General features: G+C 67.3%; 16 protein-coding genes. 3 read left to right on the top strand and 13 right to left on the bottom strand.

The features are described from left to right. Nucleotides 1-20: 20 nt before the first annotated feature. From ABZV38_RS28970 to ABZV38_RS28960, 3 genes are all read right to left on the bottom strand, one after another. Nucleotides 21-713, bottom strand: coding sequence for a class I SAM-dependent methyltransferase (locus ABZV38_RS28970; protein ID WP_356331393.1), 693 nt, complete (start codon nt 711-713; stop codon nt 21-23). Between the two features lies 1 nt (nt 714). After that, nucleotides 715-1,626, bottom strand: coding sequence for an aminoglycoside phosphotransferase family protein (locus ABZV38_RS28965; protein ID WP_356331392.1), 912 nt, complete (start codon nt 1,624-1,626; stop codon nt 715-717). 80 nt (nt 1,627-1,706) lie between these two features. Further along, nucleotides 1,707-2,456: a hypothetical protein gene (locus ABZV38_RS28960; protein ID WP_356331391.1), complete on the bottom strand. Its 750-nt coding sequence runs from the start codon at nt 2,454-2,456 to the stop codon at nt 1,707-1,709. A gap of 222 nt (nt 2,457-2,678) precedes the next feature. Between ABZV38_RS28960 and ABZV38_RS28955 the strand changes: the two genes are divergently transcribed. Together ABZV38_RS28955 and ABZV38_RS28950 are read left to right on the top strand one after the other, a co-directional pair. Beyond that, complete coding sequence (locus tag ABZV38_RS28955; RefSeq protein WP_356331390.1) at nt 2,679-4,022, top strand: tetratricopeptide repeat protein; 1,344 nt, start codon at nt 2,679-2,681, stop codon at nt 4,020-4,022. A 35-nt stretch (nt 4,023-4,057) separates the two neighbouring features. Then, nucleotides 4,058-4,555: an NUDIX domain-containing protein gene (locus ABZV38_RS28950; RefSeq protein ID WP_356331389.1), complete on the top strand. Its 498-nt coding sequence runs from the start codon at nt 4,058-4,060 to the stop codon at nt 4,553-4,555. Between the two features lie 84 nt (nt 4,556-4,639). Here ABZV38_RS28950 and ABZV38_RS28945 read toward each other — a convergent pair whose 3' ends face one another. From ABZV38_RS28945 to ABZV38_RS28900, 10 genes are all read right to left on the bottom strand, one after another. After that, on the bottom strand, nt 4,640-5,086 hold the full coding sequence (locus ABZV38_RS28945; protein WP_356331388.1) for a hypothetical protein: 447 nt from the start codon (nt 5,084-5,086) through the stop codon (nt 4,640-4,642). Between the two features lie 47 nt (nt 5,087-5,133). After that, nucleotides 5,134-5,721, bottom strand: coding sequence for a hypothetical protein (locus tag ABZV38_RS28940; RefSeq protein ID WP_356331387.1), 588 nt, complete (start codon nt 5,719-5,721; stop codon nt 5,134-5,136). After that, a complete protein-coding gene (locus ABZV38_RS28935; RefSeq protein WP_356331386.1) occupies nt 5,718-7,004 on the bottom strand; it encodes a hypothetical protein in 1,287 nt (428 codons plus the stop codon). The genes ABZV38_RS28940 and ABZV38_RS28935 overlap by 4 nt, the downstream gene beginning before the upstream one ends. Nucleotides 7,005-7,057: 53 nt before the next feature. Further along, on the bottom strand, nt 7,058-7,816 hold the full coding sequence (locus tag ABZV38_RS28930; protein WP_356331385.1) for an ATP-binding cassette domain-containing protein: 759 nt from the start codon (nt 7,814-7,816) through the stop codon (nt 7,058-7,060). 108 nt (nt 7,817-7,924) lie between these two features. Continuing rightward, nucleotides 7,925-8,425, bottom strand: a complete 501-nt coding sequence (locus ABZV38_RS28925; protein ID WP_356331383.1) for a hypothetical protein — start codon at nt 8,423-8,425, stop codon at nt 7,925-7,927. 465 nt (nt 8,426-8,890) lie between these two features. Further along, nucleotides 8,891-9,097: a hypothetical protein gene (locus ABZV38_RS28920; RefSeq protein ID WP_356331382.1), complete on the bottom strand. Its 207-nt coding sequence runs from the start codon at nt 9,095-9,097 to the stop codon at nt 8,891-8,893. A gap of 32 nt (nt 9,098-9,129) precedes the next feature. Further along, a complete protein-coding gene (locus ABZV38_RS28915) occupies nt 9,130-9,279 on the bottom strand; it encodes a hypothetical protein (RefSeq protein ID WP_356331381.1) in 150 nt (49 codons plus the stop codon). Between the two features lie 270 nt (nt 9,280-9,549). After that, nucleotides 9,550-9,942, bottom strand: a complete 393-nt coding sequence (locus tag ABZV38_RS28910; protein ID WP_356331380.1) for a DNA-binding protein — start codon at nt 9,940-9,942, stop codon at nt 9,550-9,552. Then, nucleotides 9,942-10,193, bottom strand: coding sequence for a hypothetical protein (locus tag ABZV38_RS28905; RefSeq protein WP_356331379.1), 252 nt, complete (start codon nt 10,191-10,193; stop codon nt 9,942-9,944). Before ABZV38_RS28905 ends, ABZV38_RS28910 begins: the two co-directional genes overlap by 1 nt. Nucleotides 10,194-10,203: 10 nt before the next feature. Further along, nucleotides 10,204-10,440 (bottom strand): CPCC family cysteine-rich protein, encoded by a 237-nt coding sequence (locus ABZV38_RS28900; RefSeq protein WP_356331378.1) that lies wholly within the window; start codon nt 10,438-10,440, stop codon nt 10,204-10,206. 380 nt (nt 10,441-10,820) lie between these two features. On the opposite strand from ABZV38_RS28900, the gene ABZV38_RS28895 reads away from it, so the two are divergent. Then, complete coding sequence (locus tag ABZV38_RS28895; RefSeq protein ID WP_356331377.1) at nt 10,821-12,260, top strand: ATP-binding protein; 1,440 nt, start codon at nt 10,821-10,823, stop codon at nt 12,258-12,260. The last annotated feature ends 496 nt before the right edge of the window (nt 12,261-12,756 follow it).

The following is a 12,756-nucleotide window of genomic DNA, read 5'->3' as shown; positions in this document are numbered from 1 at the left end:
AGCTGGGGCAAAGGGGCCGGTCAGAGCTTGCGCGCGCGGATCAGCAGGGTGGTGGGCCAGTGGCCCAAGCGGGGGTCGTGGAACTCCTGGGCCGAGGTGAGCCAGAAACCCGCCCGGCTGAGGTGCTTCTCCCAGCGGTCCGCGGAGAACTCCCAGCGAGCGATGGGGAGTCGGGTGTGGTCCGGGAGGGTGACGTAGTCGCGGCGGGGACGGTCGTCGCCGGAGGGGCTTCGGCCACCGCGCTGCGGGTGGGGGACGGAGAAGGCGAGCACCCGTCCAGGCGTCAGGCGCTGGGCGATGGCCGGAAGCAGGAGCTCGGGAGCGACGAGGCCGACGGCCCCGAAGGCGGAGTAGATCGCGTCGACCTGTTCGGTGGAGGCGTGCAGGTAGTGCAGGGCGTGGCCGGCGGCGAAGGTGAGGTTGTTCAGCCGACCGTAGTGGGAGCGGGCGCGGCGGACTTGGAGGCCGACCAGGTCGACGCCGGTGACGTGGGCGCCGTGGCGGGTGGCGAGGTGGGCGGCGTTGTGGCCGGGGCCGCAGCCGAGTTCCAGGAGGCGTTTACCGCGCAGGTCGGGGCCGAGGACGTCGGCGCCAGGCCCTTGGCCGGCCCTCGTGGTCCATTCCATGCGGGCGGGTACAGCAAGGGGTTCGGCGAGTCTGGTGGAGGTGCGCTGGAGGGCGTGGGCGTGCCATGGGGATGCCTGGGCGAGCACGTCAGATCTCCAGGAGGTGGAGGACGTCGGTGAGGTGGCGGCGGACGGCCTTGAGGTAGGCGGGGTCGGTGGCCGGGTCGTTGATCCAACGGATGGACTGCTCCATGAACCACTCGACGGCCCACATGCGGTGCCAGCCCAGGGCCCAGTTCTCGGCAGTGAGCCCGCCGCGCGGGGCGAGGGCGTCGGGGGTGCCGCCGGCGGTGACGTACTGCTCCAGGAAGACGCGCAGGCGCACGGGGTGCGGGGACTCGAGGGTGCCGTGCCAGCTGGCGAGGTCGAGCAGGCCGGGGCCGGTGAAGGCGCGGGCGAAGTCGAGCAGTCGCCAACCGCGCTCGCCGATGTGGATGCTCGTGGGGTGGAACTCGGAATGCACCCAGCCGAACGGCGCCATGGTCGCTCCGGCTGAGCGCGCTTCCGCTGCCTGGGCGATCCGGTCGAGCCCGTCATCGACGTCGTCGGCGTCCTGCCACCGGTCGGCCTTGCGCAGCCGTTCGAGATGCTCCAGCGCCCTGGTCGGCAGCGAGCACAGCCGCTCCTGATCGAGGACAGGCAAAGGGGGAGCCGTACGGGTGCCGTGCAGGACCACGGCCGCAGCAACGCCGTCCAGGTCGTCGGCGTCACGGACGGACGGCCCGAGGTCATCCATGAGCATGCCGAGCCAGCCGTCCAGAACGGCGGAGGCATGAACCCTGGGGACGGGAACCCCGAGGGTGTTCGCCAGGCGCAGGGCCTGGTCCTCGCTGTCGAACGGCTTCTTGGCGTACTTGAAGACGGCCGTGGAGCCGTCCGGGAAGGTCACACGCTCGACGCCGGACATAAACCACACGCGTACCTCCTCGCGTACGGCGGTGGTCCGGCCGGACGCGGTGAGGAGGTTGTCGAGGAGTGCGGCGCTGGGATTCGTGGTCATGGCAGGGCTCCAGGGGGAGGTGGTGGCGTCCGGGGCGGGCGAGAGATTCCGGCCCGCCCCGGAGCCTGATCGGATGGCGATTACGCGGCTGGATCCACGCGGTGGGCGTAGACCCGCTCGATCCAGCCCGCCTTGAAGGCGGCGAGATCGTCACGGAAGCTGGCCATCGAGGCACCGTAGGGCGCGACCACGCCGCCGGTCTGGTCCGGAACGGACTGGCAGCCATGCACGAGTCGGCCGCCGAGAGCGGTGTGGGCCTTGATGGACTCGATCCGGCGGTGCTCGTTGAACCACCCGCCGTGGTAGACCTCGTCGAGCATCCCGCCCGTCTCATCGTCCAGATCGAAGACGACAGAGGTGGCGGCTGGGAAGAACCAGCACGGGCCGACGTTGGAGATGTGCCCGTCCAGCTCGACCTTGTTGAGCGCCATGAGCGTGGCCGCCTCGCGGAGCATCCGCAGGTGCTCGGCGGTGATCTGCGGCAGGCCGAGGTCGGCCAGGTGCTCGTCGCGGAAGAGGTACGCGTACACCTCGTACGCGGTGGCCAGGACTCGGGCAGCGTCGGACGTGGACTCGCCGTGCTGCTTGATGAAGTCGAGCGCGAGCTGCTCGACCGTGCTCTCGGTCGTCTCGTCCACACCGAGGAGCTGGGACTTGACCAGCTCCCAGTCGGCGACGAGCCAGGTGCTCGACTCGAAGCGGAAGAAGTACTCGGCCGGGTCGATCGTGATGCGTCGGCCGTCGACCTGGATGCCGGGCAGGCGGCTCCATCGCGGGTCGAACGCCTCGGGCAGCTCGACCGTGATGGTCGTGGTGTCGATGGTGGTCACCGTGTCTCCGTCTCTGTTCAGCCGGGTTCGGGCACAGGGATGCCCGAACTCGGAGTGGGCGTACGGAACTTCGGGAGCCGCCCGGTCCAAGGGGGAGCCTGGATCACGGTCGGACCGTTCCGGGCGGCTGCTGATAAGTGAACCTACGGTCACGCTCAGTGGGTACGGTGGAAGCCAGTTGAAGCGGTATACGCGGTTTACAGCTCCGGAATGGAGGCGGTCGTGGCGGCGCGGAAAGACCCCAACTCCCTTCTACGCGACGTCATCGACGCAGCTGACTGCACCTACGAGGCCCTCGCCAGGGACGTGCGGCGCATCGCCGCCGAGAACGGCGAGATCCTCCAGACCAACAAGTCGGCCATCTCGCACTGGGTGAACGGGACCCGCACCCCCTCGGGCCGGGTAGGCCAGTACCTGGCCGAGGCTCTGTCCCGCCGAGCGGGACGCGTGATCACCCGAACCGAGATCGGCCTCCACACCGGTGGCGCCGACGCGCCTGCGGAACCCGACCCCGTCCTCGCCGTCACCGACCTGGGACGCGCCGACCTCGAACGCCGCCGCTTCCTCTCCATCGCGGCCTTCACCACCGCTGGCGTCGCCATGCCGCTCGGCTACGACCACGAGGCCACCGCGCGCATGCTCCGCGCCCGCTCCAAAACGTCCATGGTCGGGGCGGAGGACGTGGACGTCGTACGGCAGATCACCGCCGCCGACGAACGTCTCGGCGGCGGACACGGCCTGACCACCGTCACCGCGTATCTCGCCGACACCGCCGCACCCATGCTACGCGGGCGCTTCCCCAGTGAAGCCTTACGCCGAGCCGCGTTCGGAGCGGTCGCCGAGCTGGCCTACCTCGCAGGGTGGAAACACCACGACCTCTGCCAGGAGGGTGCCGCCCAGCGGTACTACCAGGTCGGCTACCAGCTCGCCTGCGAAGCCGACCCGCACGGGCATGCCGCCTGGATGATGCGGGCCCTCGCCCACCAGGCCCTCAGCCTCAAACAGCCCCACCACTGCGTCGACCTCGTCGAAGCCGCCTTGCGGCGCGGTCTCGGCCGCGTCGACGGCCAGACCGAAGCCCTCCTTCACATCACTCACGCCCGTGCCTACGCCGCGACCGATGAGAACCCGTCGGCCGCACGTGCCCTGCTTGCCGCCGAGGACGCCCTCCTGCGGGAGGACGGCCGACAGCCCAGCTACTCCCGTGTGAGCGGCCCCGCCACGGGCACGGTGGCCAGCCACACCGCACGCACGCTGACCGACCTCGCCGACCACGTCGGTACCGAGCAGCAGCACCGGGATGCTCTCACCCGCTGGGACCCGGAAAAGTACAAGCGCGTCCACGCGCTCACCCACGCCGACCTCGGCGACAGCCTCGCCGCTCAGGCCCGCGCCGATGAGGCCGTCGCCGCCTGGACGCAGGCGCTGGTCCTCATGGAGGGCATGACCTCCGACCGCACCCGCAAGGCGATCACCTCGATCCGCTCCACCCTCGCGGTCTACCAGCGACGCGGGGTACCCGGCGCCGCCGATCTCGCCCGCCGAGCCCGTGAAGCCCTCGCCTAACATGCCCAATGGCCCATCCGACGAAGGGAATTCCCGTGCCCCAGCAGACCGACGACCAGCCGAAGGCCCTGAAGCCGGCGCTCGAATCCATGACCCTGCTGGTCGCCGCGGTCATCGTCCACGACAAATCCACCAACCGCGTCGTCCTCCTCCAGCGCAGTGAGAACGCCAAGTTCGCCCAGGGGATGTGGGACCTCCCGGTCGGGAAGAGCGAGCCGGGCGAGCCCATCACCGAGACCGCCGTACGAGAGCTCTACGAGGAGACCGGCCTCACGGTGAAGCCGGAGTCCTTGAAGATCGCCCACGTCATCCACGGCGCCTGGGGCGTCGAAGCCCCAGGCGGTTTCCTCACCGTCGTTTTCGCCGCCCACGAATGGACCGGCGAACCTGAGAACCGCGAGCCTCGCAAGCACTCCCAGGTCCGATGGACCGACGCCGACGCCATCCCCGAGAACTTCGTGGAGACGACCCGCAGCGCACTACGCAGCTACTTGGCGGAAGGGCCCGAGGTCTCCCTGGACGGATGGCGGTAGCCCAACCTCATAGCCGGGGCCACGGCCTGAACCTCTACCAGGTTGTGGACCTGTTCCAGACAGCGCTGGTCTACGCATACGCCCTCAGCGCCGCAGCCGTTGGGCTGTGCGGTGCACCCAGGGAAGGATCTCGCGCAGGCCGCAGACAGCGGTACGGAACCGGGGGCGTCCAGGGCCCAGCCGTCCGCCTCCGTGCGGGAGCGGAGGAGGTCGACGAGGGCCTCGGCCTGGGCGCGGTGGTTCCAGCCGGCCCAGCCGCTCCTTCTCCCGGGTCTCTGGGCCGCTGTTCAGGGCGGCGTGCAGCACGGTCAGGAAGTGGCCTTTACCGGCGCCGAACGAGCCGTGCAGGTACGCAGCATACGAGCGTTTCTTGGTGACGGCACTCTTGACCAGGGACAGGGCCTTGTCGATCTCGGCGCGCAGCGGAGGTGCGACGACGTACTCGCGGACCCCGCCCGCCGCCGTGCCGACGAACCTTTTGGAGAGCTCCACCTTGTGGTCCCCGGCCTTGGGGGCTTCCTCGCACAGCACCGGGTAGGGGACGGCCAGAATCCTCGGGCTTCAGCCCAAGGGGCATGTCAACCCGGTATCTGTCGGCGGTACGACATCGTGATCAGACCGGCAGTGAAACTGACCGCCGCCACGACTGCCGCCACGACGCTGGTGGACTCCATCAGGAGAACCGCCCACGGGTACGGCCTCTGGTCTCCCGCCAGGCCGGTGACAATGCTGACCATCACGAACATGGTCGCCGCCGCGCCACCGGCGATCGGGCCGTACCAGCTGTGTACGAGGAGAGCGAGGCCCAGCACCATGACGGTGTTTCGTCCGCCCGCCACCGCTGTCGGCATGTCCAGGAACTCCCCGAGTGCAAACCCCAGTCCCGCCGCGCTCACCCCCAGAAGCAGGAGAGCCAGCCGGTCAACGACGGCGACCGCTCGCGCCGCTGTGGCTTCGGTGGCGATGAGGCGCCGGCTCATGCAGTACATCGTCGGGATGCACAGGATGAGCGGAACGAAGTTCATCAGCTTGATCGAGAAGCTGCCCCTCGCGGCGATCTGGGGAACCTTCGCCACGTCATCGCGCACGAGTACAAGGAGGAGCGTCCAGGCGAACAGGGCCACAGGCAGCAGCCAGATTCTTCGTGCGCGCGCCCAGAGGATCAACGGTCCACCCCCGGTGCCATGTCCGCCGGATCCTCCAACTGCGGGCCCAGCGCTCGGCCCCGCTCGTTCTCGGCCTCGGCCCCCGCCCGGGCCTTCTCGTGGACCTGCTCGTCGCAGGACTCGAGGTAACTCAACTGCTGCTTGTACCAGGCGTACTGCTTCGCTTTGGGGAGGCTGCGCACCCAGCGTGCCCGGTACACACCGCTTGGTCCGTAGCTGCGGGCGGCCTCTGCCTCCGACATACCAACCGTCAGGCCGATCCAGGCGGAAGCAGCTCCGCGCCCCGGATAAACGTAGTCATCAGGAAGGTCCGGGCAGTCGTGGAGCCCTGTCGGAACCAAGGCGCTGACGTAGACGGTCCGGCTGCGGTGGCGGGTCACCGGCTTCTGGAGGAAGGTTCGCCAGGTGTCGCGTGCCAGCGGTAGCTCCTCCGAGACGAAGGCCAGCTTCCGGGGTGGGGTGAACCCGACCTCTCGCAGGCGGGGCAGCGCTTGTTGAGCGGAGCGGTGCAGCGCGGGGATGTCGTCGGCGAACTCGCCGGGCACACAGATCACCGGGGCAGTTCCCTCACACGTCGTTGCCCAAGTGCGGGGAACGGTGGGGTCGGCGTAGCGCGGGGTGTCACTCACCAGAGGATACGACGCCCCGAAGCCCGCGAGGACGCAGCAGGCCACGGCGGCGGCGCGCAGCGCAGGACGTGAGAGCAGGCTGAGCGCGACAAGACCGAGCAGCAGCCCGAGAGCCAGGATCGCCGGTGCCATGAGGTAGGCGCGGTCCACGACATCCGTATAGGTCGGAGTGCTCTGGTCGAATCCGGACATCGCCCGCAGCCATGGGATACCCAGCGTATAGGCGACGAAGACCCACAGCGCCGTGATCACCACCGCAAGGGGGCGGGCGATAACGGGCGGAAGGGAGAGCCCGAGGAAGAAGCCGACTGCTACTGCGCTGAAGGGGATCGCGAGACTTCGGACTATTGGAACGGTGTCGGGGAGCCCTGGTGCGGGGCCTCCCAAATAGCTGATCACCAACAGGAAGGACGCCACCCAGCTGATGATCACCAGGGCCAGGGTGGGGGCCATCGCATCGACAAATATTCGCAGCAGGTGGCGGCTGGACGGGGCGGCTGTGATCCGAGCCTGGCGAAGCCTCCCTGCATCCCAGGCGGCCACCAAGGCGATTCCCAGCGCGGCGACCCTCAGGGCCACCGAGACCACGACGATGGAATCCTCACCGGTGAACGGCGTGGGCTGGTAGGCGGTGAAATATATTGCCAGAGCCACCGTCGGGGCTCCGAGCCCGATGACGGCCGAGTGTCGAGCGAAGGGGATTCGGTTCACCACGAGATCGCCCCATCGATCTCGGTGAAGGCCTGATAAGCGGAGGTGGCCCGCTGCTCGTCGGATGTCGCCGTCGCGCTCGCGTGGGAAAGGAAGTCCACCACCGTTCCCGAGAAGCGCACCTGACCGTCCAACAGAACCACGACCGAGTCGTACGAGTTGGCGATGTCCGAGGTGTCATGGGTGGAGAGAACGATGTGCACCTCGTTCGACAGATCGGCGAGAATCTGGTGGAAGACCTGTCGCTGCCGGGGGTCCATGCCCGCTGTCGGCTCATCGAGGAGAAGGACCTCTGCGTCATGCACGAGGGCCTGCGCCACTGCGACGCGCCGCTGCTGCCCCCCGGAGAGTTCCTGGACCTTGTCATCCGCCCGATCGGCCAACTCCACGCGGTCCAGGGCCTGGAGAGCCTCACGCCACGCCTCGCGCCGGGGCATCCCCTTGAGCCAACCGGAATACGCGACCTGATCCCGGGCCGTGAGCCCCGGCACGTGCCCCACCTGCTGAGGCATCCATGCCACACGCCTACGGAACGCGGGCAGCGCGCGACGTCGGCCGGTGCTCAGGTCGCCATAGGTGACGGAACCGGAATCGGGGCGCAGCGCAGATGCGCACAAGCCCAACAGGGTACTCTTTCCCGCTCCGTTCGGCCCCAGGAGCACGGTCCGCCCGGGCGGCAACGTATGGCTGAGATCACGCAGCACCGGGCGTCTACGCCGATAGGAGAAGGAACACTCGGACATCGAAATGGGCATGCGACACCTTGGTATTTCAGCGTGGGGGTGCCTCTGTCTGTTTCATCAAGAGGCAGGTGGAGACCTGCGTTTCAGGTCTCCACCCAGGAATTCAGAATCCAGTGTCACCTAGAAAGACATACGGGTCTGATCGACGTTGATTGTCGGGCCGACTATCGAACTGCCATCGATCTCGGTGATGCGGAAGTAGTAGTCGTGGCCCTCGACTCCGGCACCCCACTCGCCGGACGACGTTCCACCGTTGAAGCATGCCGTGTAGGTCTTTTCGTCGTATCCGGTGTCGGGTCCGATGACTTCACGACGCAGCTGCACAGTCACACTACTGCCCGAGTACGTATGGCATCCGGTGAAGTCCACCTTGTTCCCGCCGGTACCTCCGTCATCGGTCAGAGAATGCGAAGTGAAGCCGGCAACTCCACCCTGAATGTACGAGTAGCTCACGACAGCCCAAGCGGGGCTCGCGAGGGCCAATGGGATGGTCGAGATGGAGGCAATCAAACCGATCCGCTTCCAGGTGTTACGGGTTCCGAACTTACGCACAGTTTGTACCTCTCGTTTGGAATCGCGGGCAGGCGTGTGCATCACGAGTGAATTGAGTGAAGCCGCCATGATGAGAATCCCCTGTAAGGGGGCTTGATCGTACATCAACAGCGTTGACGTCCACGGCAGTTGGTCTTACGCTGCGATGTGTCTTGATTTGCGTATGCCCAGGTGGTCTTCGCGGAGATCTGCTATGTGGACCTCTCCCGCGACCTGTTTCCCGCGCAACCGACGAGGCCACCGACGAACTCGATGCCTGGCGCGTGACGTGTCATCGCGCGAATTGCCTGGGCCGGCCCTGGTCTCGTCGCCCCTCTCGTGGCCGAGGCCTACATGGAGGTTCAGGGCGTCAGCGCGCTGCGCTCCGAGCCCAAGAAGGTCAGCCCTCTGGAGTCGACGTACGGAGTTCTGCGCGCGCAGGCGATGACTCCTCGAGATGGTGGCCATGGTCGAGGAGAAGCTTCACTTCACATACCAGTCCGCACACAGTCCGCAGGACACCCAATAAAGTCCATCGCACCCCGCCGCCAGCAATCAAGAAAAGGCCAGGTCAGAGACCCACAGATCCGGGCCTGGTTCATGGCCCTCGAGCGGTGCACCCTCATGGGGCCTGCCAGGGAGGCTGTCGATAGTGGCGGGGATGGCGTCGGTGCCGATGCCGATCAGTTCCGCGCCAGCGTCGTACGACGGGCCGGTCGAGTCATCGAGTTGCTGGATGAGTCTCTCGATGTGGGCGGTCATGCGTGGTCCCGGCGCCAGAAGGTGGGCAGCCATCAGCAGAGCACCGAGAGGTCCTCGGGCCACGGGGTGCGGTCCTCGATCGCCCAGTCCTCGAAGGAGTCGCGTGTCAGGTCGATGGGGCGCCAGGCGGGGTCGAGCGGCTCGTCCTCGGCCGGGGGGCGGACGTGCCGGCGGCCGTGCACCAGTCCGCAGCCGGTCCGCAGGACACCCGTAAACGGTCGTCGGGAGCCAACGCACGCCAACGAGGAAATCCCAGGTCAGAGCCCTGGATGAGGCTCCGCCGCAGGTCAGGGTCAGCCCGCAGACATTCCGCTTCAACGTGTGACGATATGTCAACCCCTGTGCCCGATCCGCTTGTTGGCGGATCGGGCGCATGTGTCTGTCCGCGGGGAGTCCTCGACCCCGTGATGGGTGGCAACGGTTGGTCTGGTCGTCGTGGCGGTGACACGGCCTCAGACCTTGACGACCTCCACGGAAGGGCCGCACAGGAGTGTCAGGTCCTCGGGGTCGGAAGTGAGGACCGTGACCGGCTGGGGCGCGCTGCGGGCGATGGCGGCGAGAGCGGCATCGATAGCGTACTTGTGGCCGTGGAGGTGATGGGTGCGAAGAAGGACGGCGGCCCGGTCGGCGATCTCTTTGGTGACGTCGTGAACGTCGACGCGGGAGAGGACCCACTTGATGCGGGCCGGGTGGATGCGGTCGTAGTCGGCCTCAAGGGTGGTCATGGCACTGGTGGCCACGCGGATGCCCTCTTCCGACGCCGCCTGGACCAGAGCCACGACGGCGCGGTCCTTGCGGTAGAGCTTCGAGAGTCCTTCGCTGTCGAGCAGTAGGGTGCCGGGCATCAGGCGGCGGCCCCGCCGGCCTGCCGGTGGTCGTGGCGCAGCAGCGTGCGGGCGGCCTCAATCTCTTCGCGGGTGAGTTCTTCGTTGTCGGTCTCGAAGTCGGCGACGATCTCCCGCAGCTTGTCCATGGCAACCCGCTGTTCGAGGGCCTCGGCGACGTAGGCGGAGAAACCGCCGGGCCCGACGTGGGCGCGTACGGCCTCGGCGAGATCCTCAGGCAGGCTGATCGAGTACTTCCTGCTACCGCTCATGGTGTCGATCCTACTGGCGGTCGTAAGTCTTCGAGCGTGAATAGCCGTGGTGGTCGCAGGCGCCGAAGTGCTGGTAGTTGCGCCGCGTCTCGACCAGGGAAACTCGGTTGGCCCCGACGGACACGGCCGGCCGACGGAACTGAAACTCGTCGTCCTCCCAGAAGCAGACGGGGCAGATCGCGTAGGAGCCGGGCATGGCGTCGAGCACGCGGTGTCCGCAGCAGGGAAAGGGGTAGCGGTGGCTCACCTGCGCAGTCTCATCGACGGGCCGTTCGGTGTGCCATGGATTTCCACGGCCTTGGTGCACCCGGCCGGTCCGCAGACAGTCCGCAGGAGACCCGTAAACGGCCGTCGGGAGCCAACTCATGCCAACGAGGAAATCCCAGGTCAGGGCCCTGGGTAGGGCTCCGTCGCAGGTCAGGATCAGTCGTTAGTCATTCCGCTTCAACATGTAGCGGGTGCGATACGGTACGTCACTGATCTGGCAAAAAAGCAGGTCAGGAGGGGTCCGGCTCTTCTGAGTCGGGCCCCTGGGTTTTCCCCCGTTCGATCCATCAGGTCACGAGGTGAAGTAAGATTCAATCTACGTAAGAATCTATCTACGTTAATTGTTCTCAGGGGTGCGTCGTGGAGTTTCAAGGTCGGGCCGGAGATCTTGAGCTGCTGGCTGAGCAGTACCGGACAGTGGCAGAGGCGGTTGGAGCCACTCGGGGGCGGGCTGTGATCATGACGGGCCGGCGCCGAGTGGGGAAGTCGCGACTGGTCCAGGAGTTCTGCGACCGCTCGGGAGCGCCGTACGTGGTGTTTCAGGCCACCCGTGGGCGCAACCCTGTGACGGAGCGCGCCGACTTTGCCGCGACGCTCGCGCAGTCGCTACTGCCTGGGGCGGAGCTGGTCGCCGGCCTCCAGGCGCAGGACTGGAACCAGGCCCTGCGCTCGCTGGCGCTCGCGGTACCCGATGACTCGCCCAGCATCGCGGTGATCGACGAGGTGCCCTGGCTGGTCGAGCAGGATCAGGAATTCGAGGGCGCACTCCAGACTGTCTGGGACCGTCACTTGTCCTCCAAGCCCGTGCTTCTGCTGCTGGTTGGCAGCGATACATCGGTGATGGAGGCACTGCAGTCGTACGGACGCCCGTTCTTCGGTCGGGCAGCGAAAATGACCGTCCACCCCCTGAACCTGGCCGACGTACAGGCCATGACCGAACTCGACGCCGCAGGGGCCGTCGACGCCCAGTTGATCACTGGCGGATTCCCCGAGATCGTGCAGTCGTGGCGGCCGGGAATGGGGCGTACAGCGTTCTTGCAGGCGTCGGTCGCCAATCCTCTCTCGCCCCTGCTGGTGGCCGGCGAGCTGTCCCTGCTGGGCGAATTCCCCGAGGCTTCGCACTCACGGGCCGTGCTGGAAGCTGTTGGCAGCGGTGAGCGCACGTTCAGTGCAATCGCAGCCCAGGCCGGCGGCGCCAGCGCTCTGCCGTCCGGCACGCTCTCCCCGCTGCTGGCCATGCTGCAGGCCAAGCGAGTCCTGGCTGCTGATCTCCCCCTGTCGGTCAAGCCGGACAGCAAGAACAAGCGCTACCGGATCGCCGACCCGTATCTGCGGTTCTGGCTGGCGTTCCTGGCACGCGCGATCCCACTCATCGAGCGAGGCCGCGGTGACTTGGCACTGGAACGCATCGAGCGGTCATGGACCAGTTGGCGCGGGCGAGCGGTCGAGCCACTGATCCGCGAGTCCTTGCTGCGTCTGATGCCCAATGATGAGTGGCCCGAGACCGAGGCCATCGGCGGTTGGTGGAACCGTCAGAACAACCCCGAGATCGACCTCATCGGTGCAGACCGCGAGCCGGTGGCCCGGCAGGTGTCCTTCGTCGGGTCGGTCAAGTGGCTGGAGACCCAGCCCTTCGGCCGTCATGAGTACGACGCCTTGGTGCGCGACATGCTCGCCGTCCCCGGTACCGCCCCGGATACTCCACTGATCGCGGTCTCCCGCTGTGGGGTGACCGATGATCTGCCGCTCACCGCGCACTGGGGGCCGGAGGACCTCGTACGGGCGTGGCAGCCCCGATAGCCGCGAAGTCCGGGATCTCTCACGTCGTGAGTGATCCGGCGGAGCCCCGCACAGGAGCATCGTCCGGATCGCCGAGTACGCCGAGGGAGATGGTCTTCATCTTCATGCTCCCCGTGGAGTGGGTTTCCAGCCACGTCCGTGCCTCCGGACCGCGCAGGTACGCGGCGAAGTAGTCGGCGTCGAGTCCGGCGGGGGCGCAGCACGAAGCACCCGGTGCCGCACACCCAGCCGTGCTGCTCCTCGCGGACGACGGCGGCTCGCCCCAGCTCCCCGCGGCGCGCCAGGACAACGTCGCCGCGTCGGAGGCGGAAGCGCTCCAGCTCCATGGCCTGTCGCTCGCTGATGCGTCGGATACTCACCGTGCTGAAGCCGTTTCCCGTCAGGTCTTTGGGCATCACGACGACTCTGCTGCGTAATTCGTCACGCGGAGAGTCGGTAGCTGAGTCGTTCGAGCCTGCTGTGGCGGGTGCGGTCGAGTGGCCCGGTGGTCCAGTGG

Source organism: Streptomyces sp. NPDC005181, assembly GCF_040608395.1.
Classification (GTDB): domain Bacteria; phylum Actinomycetota; class Actinomycetes; order Streptomycetales; family Streptomycetaceae; genus Streptomyces.
The sequence above is the reverse complement of the archived record's forward strand: the minus strand, read 5'-3'. Positions and strand labels throughout refer to the sequence as shown.

Coding starts and splice junctions, on each gene's coding strand:
- ABZV38_RS28965 (WP_356331392.1), bottom strand. CDS start 1,626: ATGACCACGAATCCCAGCGCCGCACTCCTCGACAACCTCCTCACCGCG.
- ABZV38_RS28930 (WP_356331385.1), bottom strand. CDS start 7,816: ATGCCCATTTCGATGTCCGAGTGTTCCTTCTCCTATCGGCGTAGACGC.
- ABZV38_RS28925 (WP_356331383.1), bottom strand. CDS start 8,425: ATGGCGGCTTCACTCAATTCACTCGTGATGCACACGCCTGCCCGCGAT.
- ABZV38_RS28920 (WP_356331382.1), bottom strand. CDS start 9,097: ATGACCGCCCACATCGAGAGACTCATCCAGCAACTCGATGACTCGACC.
- ABZV38_RS28910 (WP_356331380.1), bottom strand. CDS start 9,942: ATGCCCGGCACCCTACTGCTCGACAGCGAAGGACTCTCGAAGCTCTAC.
- ABZV38_RS28905 (WP_356331379.1), bottom strand. CDS start 10,193: ATGAGCGGTAGCAGGAAGTACTCGATCAGCCTGCCTGAGGATCTCGCC.